Origin of the sequence: Pseudoalteromonas rubra (assembly GCF_005887095.1) — a bacterium.
Taxonomy (GTDB): Bacteria; Pseudomonadota; Gammaproteobacteria; order Enterobacterales; family Alteromonadaceae; genus Pseudoalteromonas; species Pseudoalteromonas rubra_E.
Genome location: NZ_PNCI01000008.1, coordinates 227,317 through 246,074, shown reverse-complemented (window position 1 = coordinate 246,074; position 18,758 = coordinate 227,317). Strand labels below are relative to the sequence as shown.

Sequence of the window (18,758 nt, the reverse complement as noted above, 5' to 3'; positions counted from 1 at the left end):
TCATGAACGAGATAAGAACACTTGGCACTTTAGAGAGAAAAATGGCGGCTCTGCACGATGTGCAGGGGAATGCTCAGACGACGTCTTTACTGACACTTGGGCAACAGCTCGACGAGGCGAGACTGGCTAAAGCGATGACACGTTGGTTACAGCTTAATCCGGCACTGATGCTGACACTGAATAATCAGCAGGATGCTTTTATAGAGGCGTCTGTTACTGGCCAGCCGCACGAGCTCGATGTGGCGGAAGTTGCACATGACAAGGCTTTGGCGTCGTTGCTCCAGGCGGTGTTGAACACGCCATTACAGCCGCAGCGGCAGTTATGCTCTGTTCTGCTTATCCAACAGCAGGACACGGCGATAAGCCACATTGCACTGACTTGTCACCATGCGCTGGTGGATGGCCATAGTCTGGCCTACCTGCTTGAGCAGCTGCTGCATTGTTATCACAACCTGACACACAGCGAGCGCAGCGCACTGGCACCGGCGATTGAATCTCAGCTGGAGCGGGCACGAGGCACAGCGGTGCCCCAGCCTGCCCACATGGGATGGCCTGTTGTCACACAGGCAAAACCGGCCCAGCGACACACTCGATTTTGCCGACAAACCATTGAACAAGACGCTTTGGTTGCACTAAAAACCATTGCCAAACACAGTGGTAGCGCACTCAACACGGTCCTGACCTACATTTTGACACAGGCCATTAAACAGGTGCACAGCACAGGCCAGTTGCGCCTGTTAATGGCTATCTCACTCAGGCAGCGTACCGCAGTAAAAAGCGCGGCTTCTGCACTCGGGTGTTTGATTGCCGTCAGTGCTCTGGATATGCCTGGCAGCACGGACTGGCCAACTTTTGCTCGTCAATTTGATCAGCAGTTAGCACAAACGATTGATACTGAGCTTGGCTATGTGCCGCCAATGGACGAGCCATCATTGCACCAGTTGCGTCAAAGTGCGGACAACCCGTCACGCTTTGGCTGCGATTTTGCCATGACCAACCATGGTGTGGTGCAGTTTGATACCGCCCGACACGGCGTGGTTGTTCGGGAGTATGCCAATTTTGCCAATCGCAATGCCGGAAACGTTGGTATTGCATGCCACCTGGCAACCTCAGGACACAGGTTGAACTGTGTCTTCACTTACTGTGAGCCGCTGATGTCAACGGCGATGGCACAGCAAATTAATGCGCTATTTAGTCGTCAGGTGAGCGCGTTTATCGAACAATATCAGGAGATTTATCATGAAGCGAGCTAGACTCACCACCTCCCAGGGCACCATCAGTTATCTGGAGTCGACCGGACGTGGCCCCACTTTGATATTTTTGCATGGGAACTCTTCGCAAGCGGCGGCATTTGACGCCCAGATGAACTACTTCGGTGCGCATTTTCATTGTCTGGCTGTGGATTTTCTTGGCCATGGTGAGTCGTCTGCTGCACATCAGAGTGATGCTTACAGCTTTGCCGGATGTGTGACTCAATTACGTGATTTCATCGGTGCATTGCAGCTGGATGAATGTGTCATCATTGGCCACAGTCTGGGAGGACACGTGGCACTGGATGCTTTGCCTCACTTACCTCAGGTGAAAGGTGTCGTACTGGTAGGCGCACCACCATTTTCAGCCGATACGGCTGCGCAAGCGTTTAAAGAAGAGCCATCTCAGGGGCGTATTTTTCGCTCTGAATTGAGCGATGAGGATGTTGAGCAGGTGTGTGGTCTGTTCGTCAATAAAGAGCAAGTTTCTTTGGCGCAGTGGCTGAAAGTGTCGCACAGTGTTGAATTGACTCAGCCCGGTGTGCGCGAAGGGATCCTGGCAGGTCTGCAAAGCGGGCCTCTATGCGATGAAATGGCGTTGTTACAGCAAGCTCAGATCCCGTCACTGGCGATCACAGGTGCAGCAGATCCTTTCATTCACTGTGAGTATGTCACGGGGTTAGAGCAGCAAATTGCACAGTTTCAGGCCCATACTTTTGCGGATTGTCATCATTGTCCGCATGTGGAAGATGCGCAGCAGTTTAACCGGGCACTGAGCGCTTTTTTGGAGCGCTGCCTGAATGATAAGGTCATGCGGATAAGCCGGTTAAACAGCGAGGACCAAACCTTACATCAGCAGGTTGTAGCGCGTCCTGTGGTGGCTGCCGGACAAGTGCTGGTAAAAGTCACCGGGTGTGGTTTCTCGGAGCTGGATCAGCGAATTTTAGCCGGTGAATACCCCCAGCTGTTGTCGCAAAGTGCTTTGGTACCGTTGAGTCAGTTTATCGGCGAAGTGGTGCATGTGGCAGAGAGTCGGAGCTCGCTAAAAATAGGCGATCGGGTGTTTGGGTGCTTGCTGGCAGAAAGCCAGCGGCTGGGCGCGCTGGCGGATTTTGTGCTGGTGAGTGAACAGCATGTGATTAAAGCACCGGAGAAACTCGATGATAAGCTGCTGGGTAACCTGATTTACCCGTACAGCAAAGCCTGGCTGATACGGCAAAAACTCAAACATGTTCAGCAGGGACGGGTTTTGCTGGTGGGCCGCGAGCGGTTATCGACGACGCTGGTTGCAGATGCCCTGCTCGAAGCTGGCTATCAGGTGAGTTTGTTAGTTGATAATAAACAGCAAAAGCAGACACTGATCCAGAGTCAGGTTGCTGAGGTTGAGAGCGTCTCCACAGCACAGCTGGAAGAAGACGCCTTACAGGGGGTGTTTACAACCGTGATAGAACTGGAGCCTGTGATTGATCCGCAGCTGCTGTTGCCACTGTGCTGTCATGATGGCGATTTCTTCACCTTTCATTATCACCGGGAGTTCCCGACCCGGGCACTTTATGGTCGTGGATTGAGCCTGCACAGCCTGGTACCGATCAATCTGTTAATGGAGCAGCTGCCGCGCTGTTCAGTGCAGGAGTTGCTGGCGGATTGTCGTCGTGATATCACCCGGGTGGCCGCCATACTGAGCAACGAGACGGCCTGTCAGGTCGAGCCTCAACGGGTGGGAAATGGTGACAGACTGAGTGTGGCTAGTGGCCAGGACTTCGTATTGTTTCAGCAAGTGAGTGCGCAGCCATGTTGAGGCGCACCAAAACCGCGCAGGCAAGTAATTTACTTGCCTACCTGTTGTGGGCGTCAGCCGCGATTTTTTTTCATCAGCTGACGCACATTGCCCTGTTTGATTTACTGAGCCTGAGAATTGTCCTGGCGACGCTGATGTGTCTGGTGTTAGTGACTCTGATGGGGCAACAAAGTGCGTTGCTTGCATTGCTGCGTGCCCGGTTTAAGCTAATTGCCCTCAGTGCTCTGCTCATTGCCAGCAACTGGTTGCTGGTGATCAGCAGCATTAGCAGCGAGCAGCTCAACAGCGCCAGCCTGGGATACTATCTGGCACCGGTCCTGACTTTGCTGTTACTCAAGCTGGTTAATCGAGAAGGGTTGCAGCTCAAAGAATATGCGTGTCTGAGCTTGTGTCTGTGTGGTGTGCTGCTGTACATCAAGATGCAAGCTTATGCTGCGCTACCCTGGCAGGGGCTGATTATCGCCTTAACGTTTGCACTTTATGTGGTGCTCAGGCGGTACTTGCAGGAACCTGCGGTAGTGGTTCTGGCGGCGGAGCATGTGTGTGCTGCATTACCCGCTTTATTGTATCTGGCGTGGTCTCACTATACTGCGTCGGGCAGCGGTCTATCGCATCAGTTGCAGCAGGGCGACATAGTGAAGCTGTGCATACTGGGGGTGGTAACCACATTGCCTTTGTTACTTTATAACTTTTCTGTGAAACATCTCAGCAGCGCATTTGTGTCTCTGTCTCAGTACCTTAACCCGACACTGATGTTGTTGATTGCGGTGCTGCTTTTTAAAGAAGTGGTGATGGCAGGTCAGTGGCTGGGACTGGCATTTATCTGGGGCGGTATTGCGGTGTACTTTGTGTTGGCTCAGCGTGCGCAGACGCAGCACGCTGTCTAGACAGTATTTAACTATGTGGTTCTGTTTACCGTCGAGATTATGAGGGATTAAAAGGAGAGCAACAAATGGGAAGCGTTCGAAAACAGGTGGAGAATTGGAACAGGCAGCTGTATCCAGTCACATTTCAGGGCTTTGTTGAACGTGTAGAGCAGCCGGTTGCGGCTGAACTGCTGGCTCTGAGTAAACAGGCGAAATTTGCAGACATAGTCTGGTCCGGGGCCGATGCCTGTATGGACGACGTCTGGGGCACGATGACAGTAGCACAGTTGCAACAGATGCTGGAGGACGGAGGCGAGGACTTACCCCGGTTATGTTATGTGCGTGTTGAACCTGAGTTACTGGCATGTAAAGTGCGGGTCGCTGAGCTGATCGATACACTTGAATCGGCACTGACGCACAAAGTCTTTCGCTTCAGACTGGTATTGCAAGAGGCTTATCGTATTGGCAGCCAGGAGCTTAAAAAGGCGTTGCGGGTCTGCGACATGGTTGGCAGCGATCGGATCGCCTTTGAAGATTGCCTCGGCGGGTTTCGCCCAGCGGGGGTTGAGAATTTTATGCTGTGGCTGGCACCCAAAGCACTGGCCTATGAGCTGAGTACGGAATTTATCTTTTATTCTGCTAATATTGACGCCCATGATAATGCACTGCGTGCAATAGAGCACGGTTGTAACTATTTGCAGGTGAGTGCACACTTTTTTAATCGAGATCGGTGCGCTCTGGCAATCGGCTCCGTGCTGGAAAGCTATGGTGACTATCAGCGGTTCTTTGACCTGGCACTGCTCGAAAAATATATCTGTCTACGTTTATTCGGTGGTGATGAGGCATTTGTAGAGCAAGAAGCACTGCAAGTTACGCCAGCTCCCGCTGCTGTACCTGAGAAAGTGCAAATGACGCCGGCGATAAAAAATGACACGCCAGTCTCACTGTGTTTTGAGGTCAGCGACAACGACTGGCATGTGCGCTTGTTGCTCAAGCGTGGTTCTCAGAGTGTGGATCTGGGCGAGCGTGTACATCACTATATCCTGCTGTTATTGGTGCGCGAATACCATGAGCAAGCGATGAAAGCCTGGGAAGAGGGCGAAAAAGTCGATCCATTACTGACAGGCTGGGTTGAGCGGGAACTATTGCACCGTATGATAGGTGACAATGAAACTCAGTTTAATGTCAAACTGTGCCGTGCGAAGAAACAGCTTAACGATGCTGCAAAAAATCTGGGCCTGGATGTATTTGAACCTTGCGCCTACAGGCAGGGCGCACTGCGCATTAACTTTGGCCATGTTGAAGTTCTCAAAGGGAACAGCTGTGAAATCGTTATTGAAAACTGGCAGATAGCGGAGTCTGAACCTGACGAGCAGGCGATGGCTGCTTAATATTGTGACGACAGGGCGTTGTATTTCTGTATCTGTGGAATAACTACAAAAGTATAACGCCTATGTGAGTTCGTGAATCAAGTGTAAATAATGCACCATAATGGCACACGATTAATTTCAATATTTGGTATGCTTTATTTTTCTTTGTTATGTCTGCTGAAGCAAGAATTGTTGCTGCAAATGGTATTTTTCTATTATCTTCAATAAAAGCTAGTATTATTCTAACTGTGATCTTGAAAATAATATATCCACTTAAATAGGGCTCGCTATTTTTGTGGATATATTATTTGTAACAAAATATATTTTGTTTCTTTTTAAGGGGCGGGTTGCCTAGATAATACCGAAGCTCATGCCTTTCGCTATCGCCTGAGAGCGGTTTACCACATTCAACTTAGTGAATATATTAGACAAGTGAAACTTCACTGTACGCTCAGATATACTGAGGATGATTGCAATATCACCATTGTTTTTGCCTTCTTTGGCCCATTGCAAGACTTCAAGCTCTCGTTTGGACAGTTGTGGCATGCCAATTTTTCGTCGTGTGTTCTCACCATCACGTGAGAACAGTTCGTGAAAATGTGGCGCGATGTAAGACAAGATATGTGCGTCTGCTTTATTGGTTATGGCCTCGGTCGAAATAGACAGTAAGGTAGAGCCACTGTGGTTATTGACAACAATAGACAAGCCATGACTACCCACATATTTCTGAGATAAAAACTGAAAATCACTGGAGTACTGCTCTTTTTTGGGAGAGAACTGAAACGCACTTTGCCAGTCAACCACCTGGTTACTTTGAGACAGCGCATTAAGCACGGGGTCCTGTTGATAGAACTTACGTTGAAAATAGATATCCTGCCACTCGTTGCTCAAGTTGTAGGAAAATAATTGAGAGGGGCTTGTAAGTTGGAATTGATTTTGTACATCGATAGCTAAAATCGCGGTTTTGATGGGAATGAGTTTGTCTAATTTATTAAACAAGTTATTTACTGAAGTACTGTCATTTTCCGATTTTACACAGCTATCGACAAAATCCAGCGTTTGGATCAATTTATCCTTATCAATCATATTAAGCACACCATAGTTACGTTTTAATGAGAATATTTATTCTATGGTGAGTGCATAGTTAGTCAAGTGTTAATTTGTGAAGTTTTTGTCCCGGGTACAGCTTGGTTACTGGAACGGATGGTAACCAAGCCCGGCTTTTAAATTTATTTTATGCGGCTTGCAGGTAAGGTATATTTACTACTGGCTCCGGTGCGGTATTTGTCAGATAAAACTGGTTACAAGCAGAAATAAACTGGCGGACATCAATTTTGGCTGCAACGGTTCTCACACCATCTGGCATAGTCACTGTTTTACCCAGTACTTCACATGGCAGACCTTTACGTTTTAGTAGTGACAAAATCTGTCTTGAAACAACGATATACCAGTATTGGATATTATTTTGCTGTGCATGTGCCAGTAACCCTTTTATCAACAGGTCACATACCGTAAAGGTGTCTTTTACCTTGGCATCACGAGAAATGATATCGACTGCAAGACGTGTTACTTCTGCACTGTTTTTCTCAAACTGATAGTTTTTATCTTCAATCAGAAAACTAAATGTGTCATTCAGCAGCCAGGGCGAGTGCTCAGGAGTGATACGCATGTAACCTTTCACAGTATCTTCCTGATAGGCCATGACATGAGTGCTGGCAAAGTCGTATTTATCGATTTCCATTTTACTTTGTTCTGTTTTTACCCAACGCAGTTCTTCAGAGAAAACACTGTGTCTGAGTTTAAAGCAGTCAATGAGCTTGTTTGATGCACGTGTTACCAGTACCTGCCAGTTGTTTTCGATGATTGAGATTGCCTTAGTCATGGTTCAGTTCCTTTTTAATTAAGCCGTTTCGCATTAGTACGTTTTTTGTTAAGCCGTGTTGCTTCAATACGACCCATTATAGGGAGCGCTAAAAATCGCATAACCGATCCAATGGGCAGCTGTACTGTTGGACAGTGAAAGGTCCTGAAATATATCAGTGTGACATGTAATTGTATGAAATAAAACGAAATATTGCGTTGTATCTGTAATGGGGAGAAGGCAGTACAGTGGACAGGTAATCACAAACTAGCATAAAGGAAATATCATGACTGCAATCGAAAACTGTACACAAACACTGTCCACAATTAATACCATAAACCCTGACTCATCCTGTTTTTCTATTCTTAAGCAGCTGGTCGCGAGTCACTATGAACTGGTCCATGAGGCCATCATTGAACCTAAGGTCGACGAGTTCGTCTCACTGAAAAAAAGCGCCAATGGTTGTGAAGAGTATCTGGCGGCCTATGGGATTACTTATGCGGCAAACAAAGCGTTATTTTCGGAGCAATATATAGAAGGAGATAATATTGAAACACATGTACTCGATACATTGGGCATAGAGCTGTCTCGTCAGGAAATTTGTGAGATTGGGGCATTCTCGTCTTTTAAGGGACGAGGGGGTGCGCTCAAACTACTGGAATCCTTACCTTATATTATGTGGTCAAAAGGTCAGAAATATACCTTAGTGACTGTTACTCCCATCGTTGAAAAAATGATTGCCCGGCTGGGGTTTTATTTCCATGAAGTGGCACGGGCTAACGTCGAGATGTTACCACAACAGCAGCAATCTACCTGGGGGCGCTATTATGAACATAATCCCAAAGTGTTGTTAGTGGATCTGGCCGCCAGCTTGCAAAGTACTTTGCCTTTGCTATTTGGCAAATATCAGGTCGCTGAGTTGAGGTTGAATGAGCATGGAAAGGTGCTGAATCATTTGGAAGTGGCTGCCTGAAAGGTGCAGCCTGAACGTCACCAAATGGCCTTTCCGGGTAAACCTGACTGCCTGGACAGGTGCACAAAAACAGCGTCGTATTAGCATATGACTGGTTGATTCATTACATTTAATCAGGAGCAAATATGACGAACATCACGACTATGAAGGCCCTCAGAATTCACGAATACGGCGGGCAGAGTAAACTGCTTGAAGAGCAGGTCGCACTGCCCAACGTTGCTGAGGACGACGTACTGATAGAAGTGGCATATACCAGTGTTAATCCGGTTGACTGGAAAGTCCGTGAAGGCTGGTTAGCAGAAGAAGAGCTTCATCAGTTGCCCTTGATCCTGGGCTGGGACGTTGCTGGAACCGTGGCTAAAGTCGGTGAGCACGTGACGGGCTTTCAGGTTGGCGACCCGGTCTATGCGTTTGGCGATCTGACCAAAGACGGTGCTTATGCACAGTATATTAGTGTGAATGCTGCGCTGGTTGCGAAAAAACCACAGAAGTTGGATTTTGCACAAGCAGCATCTGTCCCGCTTACCTCTTTGACCGCCTGGCAGGCGATCAATCAACTGGCTGATATCGACTCTGAGACATCGATCCTTATTCATGGTGCCAGTGGCGGTGTTGGCAGCTTCGCTGTGCAGTTTGCAAAGCGTCTGGGTGCCACCGTTACAGCGGTTGCATCAGCAAAGAACCATGACTACTTGCGTACCTTAGGCGCAGATCAAGTGGTTGACTACAACACACCGGACTATCTGCAATCTCTGGGTCAGTTTGATGTGGTCTTTGATATTGTCGACAACGATGTTGCCGGTATTTACGACACAGTCAAAGCAACTGGCAAATATATTTCAACACTCAAGACACACGAGTTACCAGCCCGATATGACTTCGCGCATGAGCGCGTATTGGTGATGCCAAACGGTGGCCAGCTTAGTGAGATTGGCGCATTAATTGACAACGGAGAAATTAAGCTTCCGGAAATTGTTGAAATGCCTTTTACAAGCATCGGCGAAGCCCATGCCTTATCAGAAACCGAGCATGTGCGCGGCAAGATTGTCATTAGCATTTAATTTTTCAGTTCAATATTGCGGCTCACTCTTAGTCCTGGCAAATACCAGTCGTTTTTGGAGCCGCAGATGCGCTATTAGCCCAATAGGATAAAAGGAACAAAACCATGAACAAACTGATCATCGGACTGCTGTGTGCCACCGGATTGTATGCTGCACCTCAAACGCAAGCCCAGCAGAGTGAACACGACAAACAAATCATTGCTAAACGCACTGTAAAAGGTCATTTAACCACAGGGGTAAATAACTACTGTGGTCGTAAATTATTTGAATTCCCAGCGGCTTACGATAGCCTTAACGACCTGTCTTTTCAGTTTGTTGGCGAATTCGATCCAACGCCGGGGGCGCTGGACGCCAAGCCATTAAGTGCAGCGAACTGTGAGGCTGATACCATTCTTGCCTCCACGACCGATCCTATCAATGTAGCCTGGTTACAGAGTTTTCTGGACATGCCAGATGCCGATCCCAGACTTAAAAATCGCCCCATTATGGACAAGCCAACTTATGTCGATCTGATCGGTAATCATGGCTACATCGAGCGCCGTTTACCAGAGCACTCGAATCCTGTGCCCTTCTTCGACGGACCGAAAGAAGAGATCACCTTAGGCTCCTGGTCTAAAGCGCGTGGTCGTTACAAGTTTCAGTGTTATAACGATAATTCGGCGAAAACGGTGGCCAGATTCAAGCACTTGTTTCCCAATTCTATGTACTCGATGCTGGCGGTCTGGGATCGGGCTGGCGAGTTAGTGGTACAGCCTTTTGGTGGTCTGCCGAATGTATTTATCACGGACAAACGCGGTAATGCGCGCTATGAAAAAGAAATTAACGGCTGTCCGCTACTGCCTACTGAGGATGGCAGCTCACTGTTGTATCTGATCATCAGTTATCACCCGAATGCCTCTATCACAGGTGCCTCTTCCTTTATTACCGCAGCGCCTGCAACGGTTATTGACAAAGATGGCAGTGTGTTCGAAAGCACGCAACCACCTGGCATCGTGATCCACGATCAAATCATGTTCCCTATTAATGGTCTGGAGAAGATCCAGTATGACCAGCCACTAAATGCCAAGTAAGCCGGAGGTCTGAGTGGATATTGCAACTTTATCATTGCGCACTCAGGCTGACTTGATAGCGTCTGGTGCGCTATCAAGTGAAGCGCTGGTGCGTCATTATCTGGATATGATTTCAAAACATAATGGCGAAGTGAATGCCATTGTTCAGGTGGCCCGGGTCGAAGACCTGATTGCACAGGCACAAGCCGCGGACGAAAAGGTACGTAGTGGCGCACCACTGGGTCGTCTGCATGGTGTGCCCATGACAGTCAAAGACATGTGTAAGGTCGCCGGTTTCCCCTGCACCATGGGGACGGAGGGTCTGACGGGGTTTGTGGCCGAAGAAGATGCCACCATAGTTGCGCGGGTTAAAGCGCAAGGAGCCATTATTCTGGGCATTACCAATGTGCCTGAATTACTGATGGCGTTCGAGACGGATAACCTGATCTATGGCCGAACCAATCATCCACTTGACTCGCAACTATCACCTGGTGGCAGCAGTGGGGGTGAAGCGGCTGCTATTGCATCGGGATGTTCGCCAGCCGGACTCGGTTCAGATTCTATGGGCAGTGTCCGTGTTCCTGCCAGCATGGTGGGCATTGCCGGGCTAAAAGTCACACAAGGTCGTTTACCACAAACCGGACGGGTGCCCATGGAAGGGGCCAGTCTGCACGTAAGGTCAGCGTCTTATGGGCCTATGGGTCGTTACATTGATGACGTGGCGTTACTGTTGGAGATCATTGCCGGGCCAGATGGCATTGACCCGAATACGATGCCTGTGCCCGTACAGGATTATCAGCGCTGCGATATCTCGACGCTGGATGTAGCCTGGTATGAAAATAATGGCTGGTGCGAAGTTCAGCCGGAGATCGGGCAGGCATTGCGACGTGCTGTCGATACACTTGCCCCGTTTGTTGGCTCAGTGACCAATGACGCGCCGGCATGCCTGAATAAGGTTAAGTCGCTGGCTCTCGAGATGATTGCTTTTGGTGCTGATGGCGGGCAAAGCTGGTATCAGGGGGCGAAATTAATGGGGAGCAAAGCATTGTCACCCCTGTTTGAGGCCTTTTTGGAGTCTGCATCGTCTTGTCAGCTGACGGTCACTGAATTGCGTGGCCGACTGCGTGAGTGGGATCAGTACAATTTCGCAATGCAGGCCTTTAGCCAGCGTTATCCAATCACTTTGTGCCCGGTCAGTGCCACAACGGCACAAGCCCACGGACACTCAGTAAGACAGATCGACAACTACACCTTTACTATGGCTTACAGCTTAAGTGGCCAACCTGTGGCAACTGTTTGTATTGGAGAAGATAATAACGGTTTGCCGATTGGGGTACAGGTGGTTGGGCAGCTGTGGTGTGAGCATCAGGTGCTGGCGGTTGCATCGGTACTGGAGCGTGCCTTTTCTCAATCGGACGCAACCAATAAATAAAAGGAGTCTTTGATGAAATATATGATTATGTTAGTGGCGTGTGGTTTTCTGTGGGGATCCCAGTATATTTTTAACGCCATTGCCCTTGAGAGCATGCCAGCTTTGTGGATCGCAGCATTGCGCTCCACCATTGGCGCACTGGTGCTGATTGTTGCTTGCTATTTTCTGGGCTTAAAGCGTGAGCCAGGTCACTGGCGATTGCTGTTTGTGATTGGATTGCTGGAAGCCACTTTACCCTTCTTACTGGTCGCCTGGGGCCAGCAAACGACGGCGGCGTCTCACGCTGCTGTCATCACAGGTATGAATCCGTTGCTGACGATTTTGCTGGCGCCTTTGTTGCTGAAGGACAGCGATTTCAGCGTCAAAGGCATACTGTGCGGATTAATTGGTTTTGCCGGTTTGCTTTATCTGTTTTTACCTCAGCTGCAGGCGCAATCTGCATCCCAGTTTGTCGGTGCCGCGGCCATCTTTATCGCAGCACTGAGCTTTGCACTGAGCTTAATTCTGGTGAAAAAGCTTGAGCATTTGCATCCGGTTGTAGTTGCCCGTGATGTTATCGCTCTCTCCGCATTACAGTTGCTACCGTTAGCGATGCTGTTTGCGGATCTTAATGTCACACAGATAAGTGTCGATGCGCTGCTTGCCAGTGGTTATCTCGGTGTGTTCTGTGGTGGTGTGGTCTATATTCTGTTTATGCAATTGATCATGAGTAAAGGGCCTGCATTTGCTTCGTTCAGCAATTATCTGGTACCAACCGTTGGGGTATTACTGTCTTATCTGGTGACGGATCAGGCATTTGACTCACGGATCCTCGTGAGTCTGGCGATTATCATGTTTGCGATTTTCGTCTACCAGTATCAGGGCAAACGCGGCAGTGCGTCACAAGAGACGCCGTCAGCGGTACACAACAGCTAAGCAACAAAAAAGCCCTGATATGATCAGGGCTTAATTTAGGGTTACCGACAGTAATGCGGATTATGCAAATGCATCCTGTAGTGGCGGAACGACCTGCTTTTTACGGCTCAGTACGCCATCCAGCCATACCCGGCTATTTTCAGGGGTGACCTGGTAGGCTTTTTCTACAATGCTTTCGTCGTCAGATGCGATCAGCATTTGTGAGCCCTCTTTCATGATATCGGTCAGCAGCAGTAATACTGAGTGACGGCCGCCTTCTTCTTTCAGCTTAGCAATGTCAGCTTCCAGGTCGGCTTTGATGTCATCAAATACAGACAGGTCAATCACTTCCAGCTGGCCAATACCAACCAGGTTGCCATTCATGTTGAAGTCTTTAAAGTCACGCATAACCAGATCGCGTGCCGGTGTACCTTCAACCGCTGATTTTACTTTGAACATGTCCATGCCCAGAGCTTTAAAGTCCTCTACGCCTGCAATTTCAGCCAGCGCTTCAACACATTTAATGTCCGCGGTAGTACAAGTTGGTGACTTAAAGATCACGGTATCGCTTAGGATGGCACACATCATCAGACCTGCGATCCCTTTTGGGATCTCTACGCCGTAGAAGTCATACATCATTTTGATGATGGTGTTACTACAGCCAACCGGACGGATCCAGCATTCAAGCGGTGTTGAGGTAGTCAGGTCACCCAGTTTATGGTGATCAACCACACCGACAACCGTTGCTTCATCGATGTCATCCGGGGCTTGAGTCTTTTCGGTATGGTCAACGATATAGACTTCTTCACCCGCATAACTCAGTTTTAGCTCCGGCGCTTCAAAGCCAAAGCGGTCCAGAATAAACTGAGTCTCAGGAGAGACATCGCCCAAACGGGTTGGGATTGCTTCTTCACCGATCTGGTTTTTCAGGTAAGCCAGTGCAATTGCACCACAAATTGAATCTGAGTCAGGGATCTTATGTCCCACTACATACATTGCCATTGACGGTTCTCCAAAAAAATTTGGAGCCATTCTAGCAAAAATTAACCACAAGAAAACAGCATAAGCGGGGCTAATCGCAGCTTTTTCATGTCGTGTCATCTTATGAGACGCACTATGACGATGGCATTTGGATAAGAAAAGGAGAAGGCAATGTTGAAGAGCATTTTCTTTTCGATGAGTTTGGTTTGCCTGTTCTGAGTGCAAGCAAACGGGATGGTAAGTTAATTGAACTTTGGTACCGCCGCGCCAACTGAGTATAGGCAGCTTTGTGTGTTCACTCATATTGGGTGAACACACATGAACCAGATAATTGATTATCCTAAGTTTCATCGCTACATTACTGAACACATATGTTTGTTCTGGTAGGGCCAAGGAGGCGTTAAATGGAAAAAGCTTATCTGGTGCTGGCCTGGCTGGGGCTGGCTATTTTCTTGTATTCCATTGCTATTCGCCAGCTGAAGCGGGCGGAGTTTACCGGGCCGATGTGGTTTGTGCTGTTTGGCTGTGCGTTGGGATGGTACTTCCAGGGATCACTGTCGCTGCGTCTGGAGAGCTTGCGTGAGTTTTTGCCGCTGGTGGAGCTGATCCTGGCCATTTTTCTTTTCTCTGATGCTGCAAAAACCCGGCTCAGAGTGCTGCTACATTCTTATCAACTTCCCCTGTTATTACTGCTGGCGCTGCCTTTGACTATGGGCCTGGCCGCACTGGGGGCACATTGGCTACTCTCACTGCCCTGGTTGGCAGGGCTGATTCTGGCCATCATGTTGACACCGACTGATGCCGCGCTGTGTCAGAGCTTTATTCAGGATAAACAAGTACCAGCGAAACTTCGTGAGGCCATCAATGTCGAAAGTGGTCTGAATGATGGCTTGTGTGTGCCTGTGTTTCTGTTTTTATTAAGCAGCAGTCTTCATACGCAAGCGCCTTCAGGGCACTCACTTTTGATGCTGTTTTTACAGGAGGTAGGGATTGCACTTGCTGTTGCATTAGTGTTAACCATTACCGCCGTATGGCTGATAAAGTTGACCTATCGTCATCATTTTTTTGCCGCTAAAAGTAGCCCGTTTTTATTTATCGGCATTGCGATTGCTATCTTTTCACTTACTCAGTTACTGGGGGGAAGTGGTTTTATTGCAGTGTTTATCAGCGGCCTGTTGTTTGACTATGGGTTTCGCGATGCCTTTAAAGACAAATTAATCGAGGAAAGTGAGCAAATAGCAGAGTTGGCAGCCTATATCCTGTGGGTCATCTTTGGGATCAGTGCCAGTGTGCTGTTATTTACTACTTTTGAATGGCAGATATGGCTTTATGCCCTGCTGGCTGTTGTGGTGTTTCGTTTTATCCCTGTTATGGTGCTGCTTATGCCGACCCGTTTAGACTGGCGGGCGCAGGTGACGCTGGCCTGGTTTGGCCCAAAGGGACTAGCCTCTGTGGTGCTGAGCCTGATGCTGTTGGGTTCCAATCTCGCGTATAGCCTGCTACTGACGAAGATCACCGCTGCAACGGTATTGCTGAGTATTTTTATTTTTGGTGTCAGCGGCCATCTTGCAGGCTCTTTTTTGACTAAAAAACAACAGTAGACGAACAAAAAGTGTCACTCGGGTGAAATAAAAAAGTCATCAAGTGTCCCTAAACTGTGCCGCGGCTCAGATGATTACGTTTTAGGAACACTACAATGAATAAAAAGCTATTAGCAGTGGCAGTATCTGCCGTCTTATTGACCGCATGTAACAATGATGACACCAGAACGGTTGAAGTCGTAAAGGAAGTCGAAGTTGCAAAAGAAGTGGTTAAAGAAGTTGAAGTCGAAGTGATTAAAGAGGTGGAAGTGCCTCCGACGGCCGTGACTCAGGTTAAGAATGTTATCCTGATGATTGGCGACGGTATGGGTGCCCAGCAGGTTGGTTTACTGGAAGAGTATGCTCGCCGTGCACCTAACTCAACATATAATACTAAAAACAACCAAACTGCACTGTCTAAGCTAGCTGCGGGTGGTCATTTGGGTCTGTCTCTGAATGCTCCTCATGGTGCAAATGGCAGCCTGGTTGTTGACTCTGCGTGTTCAGCAACTCAGCTGGCGACTGGTAAAGCATCGGGCTCAGAGATGATTGGCCTGGATGACCAGGGTTACGTTATCGAAACTATTCTTGAGAAAGCGAAAAAAGCTGGCAAAGCGACAGGTCTGGTCTCTGATACTCGCTTAACACACGCTACGCCAGCGGCCTTTGCAGCACACCAACCACATCGCTCATTGGAGCCTGAAATTGCGGTTGAAATGGTAGAAAGCGGTATGGTCGATGTCATGCTCTCTGGTGGTGCACGCGTCTTTATCCCATCTGATATTAAAGAAGATGCCGCGGATCAGCAAATACTTGCAGAGCTGGGCATGCCTGCCAGTGTCTATAAAAAATCGAAGCGCAGTGATGACCGCAATGTTGTTGTTGAAGCGAAAGACAAGCATGGCTATACACTGGCGTTTGATAAGGCACAGTTAGCTAAAACGGATAGCGATAAACTGCTTGGTTTGTTTGCCAACTCAGGTATGGCGGATGGCATTGCTTACAGAGACTGTAAAGCCGATGACAGTTGTACGCAGCCGTCTCTAAAAGAGATGACGGTCAAAGCACTGGATATCCTGTCTAAAGATGAAGACGGTTTCTTCCTGATGATTGAAGGCGGCCAGATTGACTGGGCAGGCCATGCGAATGATGCCGGCTGGATGTTGAACGAGCTGCTTAAGTTCGACGAAGCTGTTGAAGCCGTTCATGAGTGGGCAAAAGATCGTACAGATACGCTGGTCTTGGTCACCGCTGACCATGAAACCGGCAGCTTTGGTTTTAGTTACTCAAGCCATAACAAGCCAGAAGGCGTGTTGTTGCCAGGTGATGGCATGAAGGGCGCCGAATATAAGCCGAAGTTTAACTTTGGTGGGCTGGGCATTCTGGATACTTTATATGGACAAGTAGGCACCTTCTACGACGTGCTGGGTGAAGTGAATGGTGATTACAACTACACAGATGCGACAGATCAGCAATGGAAAGAGGCTATTGAGAAATACACGCCATACACAGTGACATTAGAAGAAGCTGCAAAAGTGAATGCCTCAGATGCTCTGAATAGTAGCAACTATCCACTGCCTAAATTTGAAGATTTCTCAGACTTCTATGTATATGACACAGAAGACTTTACTGCAAAAATCGGTCGTGTAGTGGCGAAGCAACAAAACGTAGTTTGGGGTACTGGCACGCATACAGCGGCACCAGTACCTGTCTATGCCTTTGGTCCGGCGGGCGTGACTGAGCAGTTTTCTACGCTGCAACACCATGTCGACATCGGTACTAAGATGATCAAAGCTCTGGGCCTGCAAGACGCAGAGTAAGTACTGACTTTTAAGGATAATCCATAATAACAAACATGTAAGATCTGGAGATCTTGTTAGGCCACTGCATTGCAGTGGCCTTTTTTGTTTTACCCAAATAAACGTTAATAAGCGAAAAAGAGCACTTTAACTGTGTGGTGAAGGTGAGTCTGTGTGCATGAGAAATGCTTACTTACACTTGTAATATTGTTAGATCTTCGAGTATTGAGAGATATAGTTTGCGCTTTGAGAATAATTATTGGTTTATGAATCCAGGGTGGATATTATATGTGAATAAAGTAGTCATTATGGTATTATGCGCGCCGATTTCCCGTTTAAGAAACATAGGTTAACGATGAACTTTAAAGGACTATTTTGTTGTGTAGTGTTCTTTTCGCCACTGCTAAACGCATTTGAGCAGGCTTATGCCCCTATTCGAGCTGGCAAAATCATAACCGTCATTCCCATTGAATTGATGCCTGAGAACATCGTTCGGCTATCTACTAAACGAACGGGTGATGCCTCTCAACTGGCTTGGACACCTGTTTCGGATGCAGACTACTACGTAGTTGAGTACTATCAGGATGGCCAATGGAGAACGGTGAATGACAAGGTCCTGACGCCTTTTACCAGCACAGCTCAATCTGGTCCTTTTCGAATAAAGTCATGTCATCGCTATGGTTGTTCACAGTGGCAGCAAAATGCAGTGACGATCGATGCAGATCTGGAAGTTCAGGCATTTTACGCCAGTAACAGTCAGGTTGAATCCGGAGAGGTGTTTCAGTTGCACTGGTCGCTATCAGGTGCAACTGCGATTTCAGTTACCAAATCTGTTGACCAATACACAACACCTGCACTGACAATGAAGTCACCGTCATTAAGGTCGCTGTCGCAAAGTACCAATCATGTTACTAAATATAAATTAACAGCCTATGGTTTTGGTGGGCAAAGCATTCAGCGCGAGCTTGTCGTTTCTCCGCTCGCTGAGGCCCGCATTATTGAGCAAGCATTGCCATCCAGTTATCCCCAACCATTACGGGAGCTGGGCCTGGATGTGATAGAGCGAACTATTATTGAACACAATGGTAGCCTGTATTTTGCAACCCACGACGAAAGGTTGTTCAAATATAAAAGTCAGGTTATACATCTAGAGCATGGCGAAAGAGATATTACCTGGCAAAAAGAATGGGAGCTCAATACTGCTGGGGTTGTAGCCAATGCGCCTGTGTTTAATGACGGTTTTGCTTACTTCACTGTGAGTATGATGGGAGAGAAAGGTAAGGCCTGCAAGGTTGATATAAATAATTCCGATGTAAGGTGCTCGAGGCAATTTAACAGTAATACCATCGCTGCACCGGTATTAGTCAATAAGACTCTACTCAACAGTGCAGCGTCTTCGTTTGGCAAATCTAGTTTATTCAGCTCAGCACCTGAGCCAAATGCGGTGCTGACCAGTGGTCTGTATATTTTCCAACGCGATGGCACCATCAAAGTGCTGGACACCAAAGATCTCACATCAGAGCTTAAAACCTACACTATGCCATCACAAGTAAAAAACGTTATCACAACACCTTTGCTCGTTGGGTCTGTTGAGCTTGTTCATGCTGCGCAGCAATCCTCTCGGTTTGCTCAGAAGGTGGAAGAAGTGATGAATTCCTCTGTTTCTGAACCTCAGCTTATTTACCGTGAAGGCAATAGATTGCTGGGGATCACTTTCCCAAAAAATGCACCTCAGAGTGCTTCCGCTACAGAGTTGATGTCACGTATGTTAGGCCTGGAAACGCCACAACCGGCGTCTCAGGATAGCGAGTCAATGCAAGTGGTATGGGAAGCGGAGTTATAAT

General features: G+C 48.0%; 15 protein-coding genes. 12 read left to right on the top strand and 3 right to left on the bottom strand.

Annotated features, from left to right (window positions below):
- Positions 1-2: 2 nt before the first annotated feature.
- The 4 genes from CWB99_RS04435 (at position 3) to CWB99_RS04420 (ending at position 5,305) form a co-directional block, all read left to right on the top strand.
- Positions 3-1,253, top strand: coding sequence for a condensation domain-containing protein (locus tag CWB99_RS04435; protein WP_138550779.1), 1,251 nt, complete (start codon positions 3-5; stop codon positions 1,251-1,253).
- Positions 1,240-3,048 carry an alpha/beta fold hydrolase gene (locus tag CWB99_RS04430; RefSeq protein WP_138550778.1) on the top strand — a complete coding sequence of 603 codons (1,809 nt, stop codon included), beginning with the start codon at positions 1,240-1,242 and terminating at the stop codon, positions 3,046-3,048. Before CWB99_RS04435 ends, CWB99_RS04430 begins: the two co-directional genes overlap by 14 nt.
- Positions 3,042-3,935 carry an EamA family transporter gene (locus CWB99_RS04425; protein WP_138550777.1) on the top strand — a complete coding sequence of 298 codons (894 nt, stop codon included), beginning with the start codon at positions 3,042-3,044 and terminating at the stop codon, positions 3,933-3,935. Before CWB99_RS04430 ends, CWB99_RS04425 begins: the two co-directional genes overlap by 7 nt.
- Before the next feature lie 65 nt (positions 3,936-4,000).
- Positions 4,001-5,305, top strand: a complete 1,305-nt coding sequence (locus CWB99_RS04420) for a hypothetical protein (protein WP_138550776.1) — start codon at positions 4,001-4,003, stop codon at positions 5,303-5,305.
- A 330-nt stretch (positions 5,306-5,635) separates the two neighbouring features.
- On the opposite strand, the gene CWB99_RS04415 is transcribed toward CWB99_RS04420, so the two are convergent.
- Positions 5,636-6,370: a helix-turn-helix transcriptional regulator gene (locus tag CWB99_RS04415; protein WP_138550775.1), complete on the bottom strand. Its 735-nt coding sequence runs from the start codon at positions 6,368-6,370 to the stop codon at positions 5,636-5,638.
- Between the two features lie 148 nt (positions 6,371-6,518).
- On the bottom strand, positions 6,519-7,166 hold the full coding sequence (locus CWB99_RS04410) for an acyl-homoserine-lactone synthase (protein WP_138550774.1): 648 nt from the start codon (positions 7,164-7,166) through the stop codon (positions 6,519-6,521).
- Between the two features lie 265 nt (positions 7,167-7,431).
- Here CWB99_RS04410 and CWB99_RS04405 point away from each other — a divergent pair, with 265 nt between their 5' ends.
- From CWB99_RS04405 to CWB99_RS04385, 5 genes are all read left to right on the top strand, one after another.
- Positions 7,432-8,118 carry a thermostable hemolysin gene (locus CWB99_RS04405; RefSeq protein ID WP_138550773.1) on the top strand — a complete coding sequence of 229 codons (687 nt, stop codon included), beginning with the start codon at positions 7,432-7,434 and terminating at the stop codon, positions 8,116-8,118.
- A 125-nt stretch (positions 8,119-8,243) separates the two neighbouring features.
- Positions 8,244-9,179 (top strand): NADP-dependent oxidoreductase, encoded by a 936-nt coding sequence (locus tag CWB99_RS04400; RefSeq protein ID WP_138550772.1) that lies wholly within the window; start codon positions 8,244-8,246, stop codon positions 9,177-9,179.
- A 104-nt stretch (positions 9,180-9,283) separates the two neighbouring features.
- Complete coding sequence (locus tag CWB99_RS04395; RefSeq protein ID WP_138550771.1) at positions 9,284-10,249, top strand: hypothetical protein; 966 nt, start codon at positions 9,284-9,286, stop codon at positions 10,247-10,249.
- Between the two features lie 13 nt (positions 10,250-10,262).
- Positions 10,263-11,660: an amidase gene (locus tag CWB99_RS04390; protein WP_138550770.1), complete on the top strand. Its 1,398-nt coding sequence runs from the start codon at positions 10,263-10,265 to the stop codon at positions 11,658-11,660.
- Between the two features lie 12 nt (positions 11,661-11,672).
- A complete protein-coding gene (locus CWB99_RS04385; RefSeq protein WP_138550769.1) occupies positions 11,673-12,575 on the top strand; it encodes a DMT family transporter in 903 nt (300 codons plus the stop codon).
- Positions 12,576-12,635: 60 nt separating this feature from the next.
- Here the strand turns inward: CWB99_RS04385 and CWB99_RS04380 are convergent, their stop codons facing one another.
- Positions 12,636-13,556 carry a manganese-dependent inorganic pyrophosphatase gene (locus CWB99_RS04380; RefSeq protein ID WP_138550768.1) on the bottom strand — a complete coding sequence of 307 codons (921 nt, stop codon included), beginning with the start codon at positions 13,554-13,556 and terminating at the stop codon, positions 12,636-12,638.
- Between the two features lie 383 nt (positions 13,557-13,939).
- On the opposite strand from CWB99_RS04380, the gene CWB99_RS04375 reads away from it, so the two are divergent.
- The 3 genes from CWB99_RS04375 (at position 13,940) to CWB99_RS04365 (ending at position 18,757) form a co-directional block, all read left to right on the top strand.
- Positions 13,940-15,136, top strand: a complete 1,197-nt coding sequence (locus tag CWB99_RS04375) for a cation:proton antiporter (protein WP_138550767.1) — start codon at positions 13,940-13,942, stop codon at positions 15,134-15,136.
- Between the two features lie 95 nt (positions 15,137-15,231).
- The gene (locus CWB99_RS04370; RefSeq protein ID WP_138550766.1) at positions 15,232-16,935 is read left to right on the top strand and encodes an alkaline phosphatase; all 1,704 of its coding nucleotides are present in this window, start codon (positions 15,232-15,234) and stop codon (positions 16,933-16,935) included.
- A gap of 334 nt (positions 16,936-17,269) precedes the next feature.
- On the top strand, positions 17,270-18,757 hold the full coding sequence (locus CWB99_RS04365; protein WP_138550765.1) for a hypothetical protein: 1,488 nt from the start codon (positions 17,270-17,272) through the stop codon (positions 18,755-18,757).
- The last annotated feature ends 1 nt before the right edge of the window (position 18,758 follow it).

Excerpts from the sequence above, each read along its gene's own strand:
- CWB99_RS04400 (WP_138550772.1), top strand. The coding sequence starts at position 8,244 with ATGACGAACATCACGACTATGAAGGCCCTCAGAATTCACGAATACGGC.
- CWB99_RS04405 (WP_138550773.1), top strand. The coding sequence starts at position 7,432 with ATGACTGCAATCGAAAACTGTACACAAACACTGTCCACAATTAATACC.
- CWB99_RS04385 (WP_138550769.1), top strand. The coding sequence starts at position 11,673 with ATGAAATATATGATTATGTTAGTGGCGTGTGGTTTTCTGTGGGGATCC.
- CWB99_RS04365 (WP_138550765.1), top strand. The coding sequence starts at position 17,270 with ATGAACTTTAAAGGACTATTTTGTTGTGTAGTGTTCTTTTCGCCACTG.
- CWB99_RS04410 (WP_138550774.1), bottom strand. The coding sequence starts at position 7,166 with ATGACTAAGGCAATCTCAATCATCGAAAACAACTGGCAGGTACTGGTA.
- CWB99_RS04375 (WP_138550767.1), top strand. The coding sequence starts at position 13,940 with ATGGAAAAAGCTTATCTGGTGCTGGCCTGGCTGGGGCTGGCTATTTTC.
- CWB99_RS04415 (WP_138550775.1), bottom strand. The coding sequence starts at position 6,370 with ATGATTGATAAGGATAAATTGATCCAAACGCTGGATTTTGTCGATAGC.
- CWB99_RS04435 (WP_138550779.1), top strand. The coding sequence starts at position 3 with ATGAACGAGATAAGAACACTTGGCACTTTAGAGAGAAAAATGGCGGCT.
- CWB99_RS04370 (WP_138550766.1), top strand. The coding sequence starts at position 15,232 with ATGAATAAAAAGCTATTAGCAGTGGCAGTATCTGCCGTCTTATTGACC.
- CWB99_RS04430 (WP_138550778.1), top strand. The coding sequence starts at position 1,240 with ATGAAGCGAGCTAGACTCACCACCTCCCAGGGCACCATCAGTTATCTG.
- CWB99_RS04425 (WP_138550777.1), top strand. The coding sequence starts at position 3,042 with ATGTTGAGGCGCACCAAAACCGCGCAGGCAAGTAATTTACTTGCCTAC.
- CWB99_RS04395 (WP_138550771.1), top strand. The coding sequence starts at position 9,284 with ATGAACAAACTGATCATCGGACTGCTGTGTGCCACCGGATTGTATGCT.
- CWB99_RS04420 (WP_138550776.1), top strand. The coding sequence starts at position 4,001 with ATGGGAAGCGTTCGAAAACAGGTGGAGAATTGGAACAGGCAGCTGTAT.
- CWB99_RS04380 (WP_138550768.1), bottom strand. The coding sequence starts at position 13,556 with ATGGCAATGTATGTAGTGGGACATAAGATCCCTGACTCAGATTCAATT.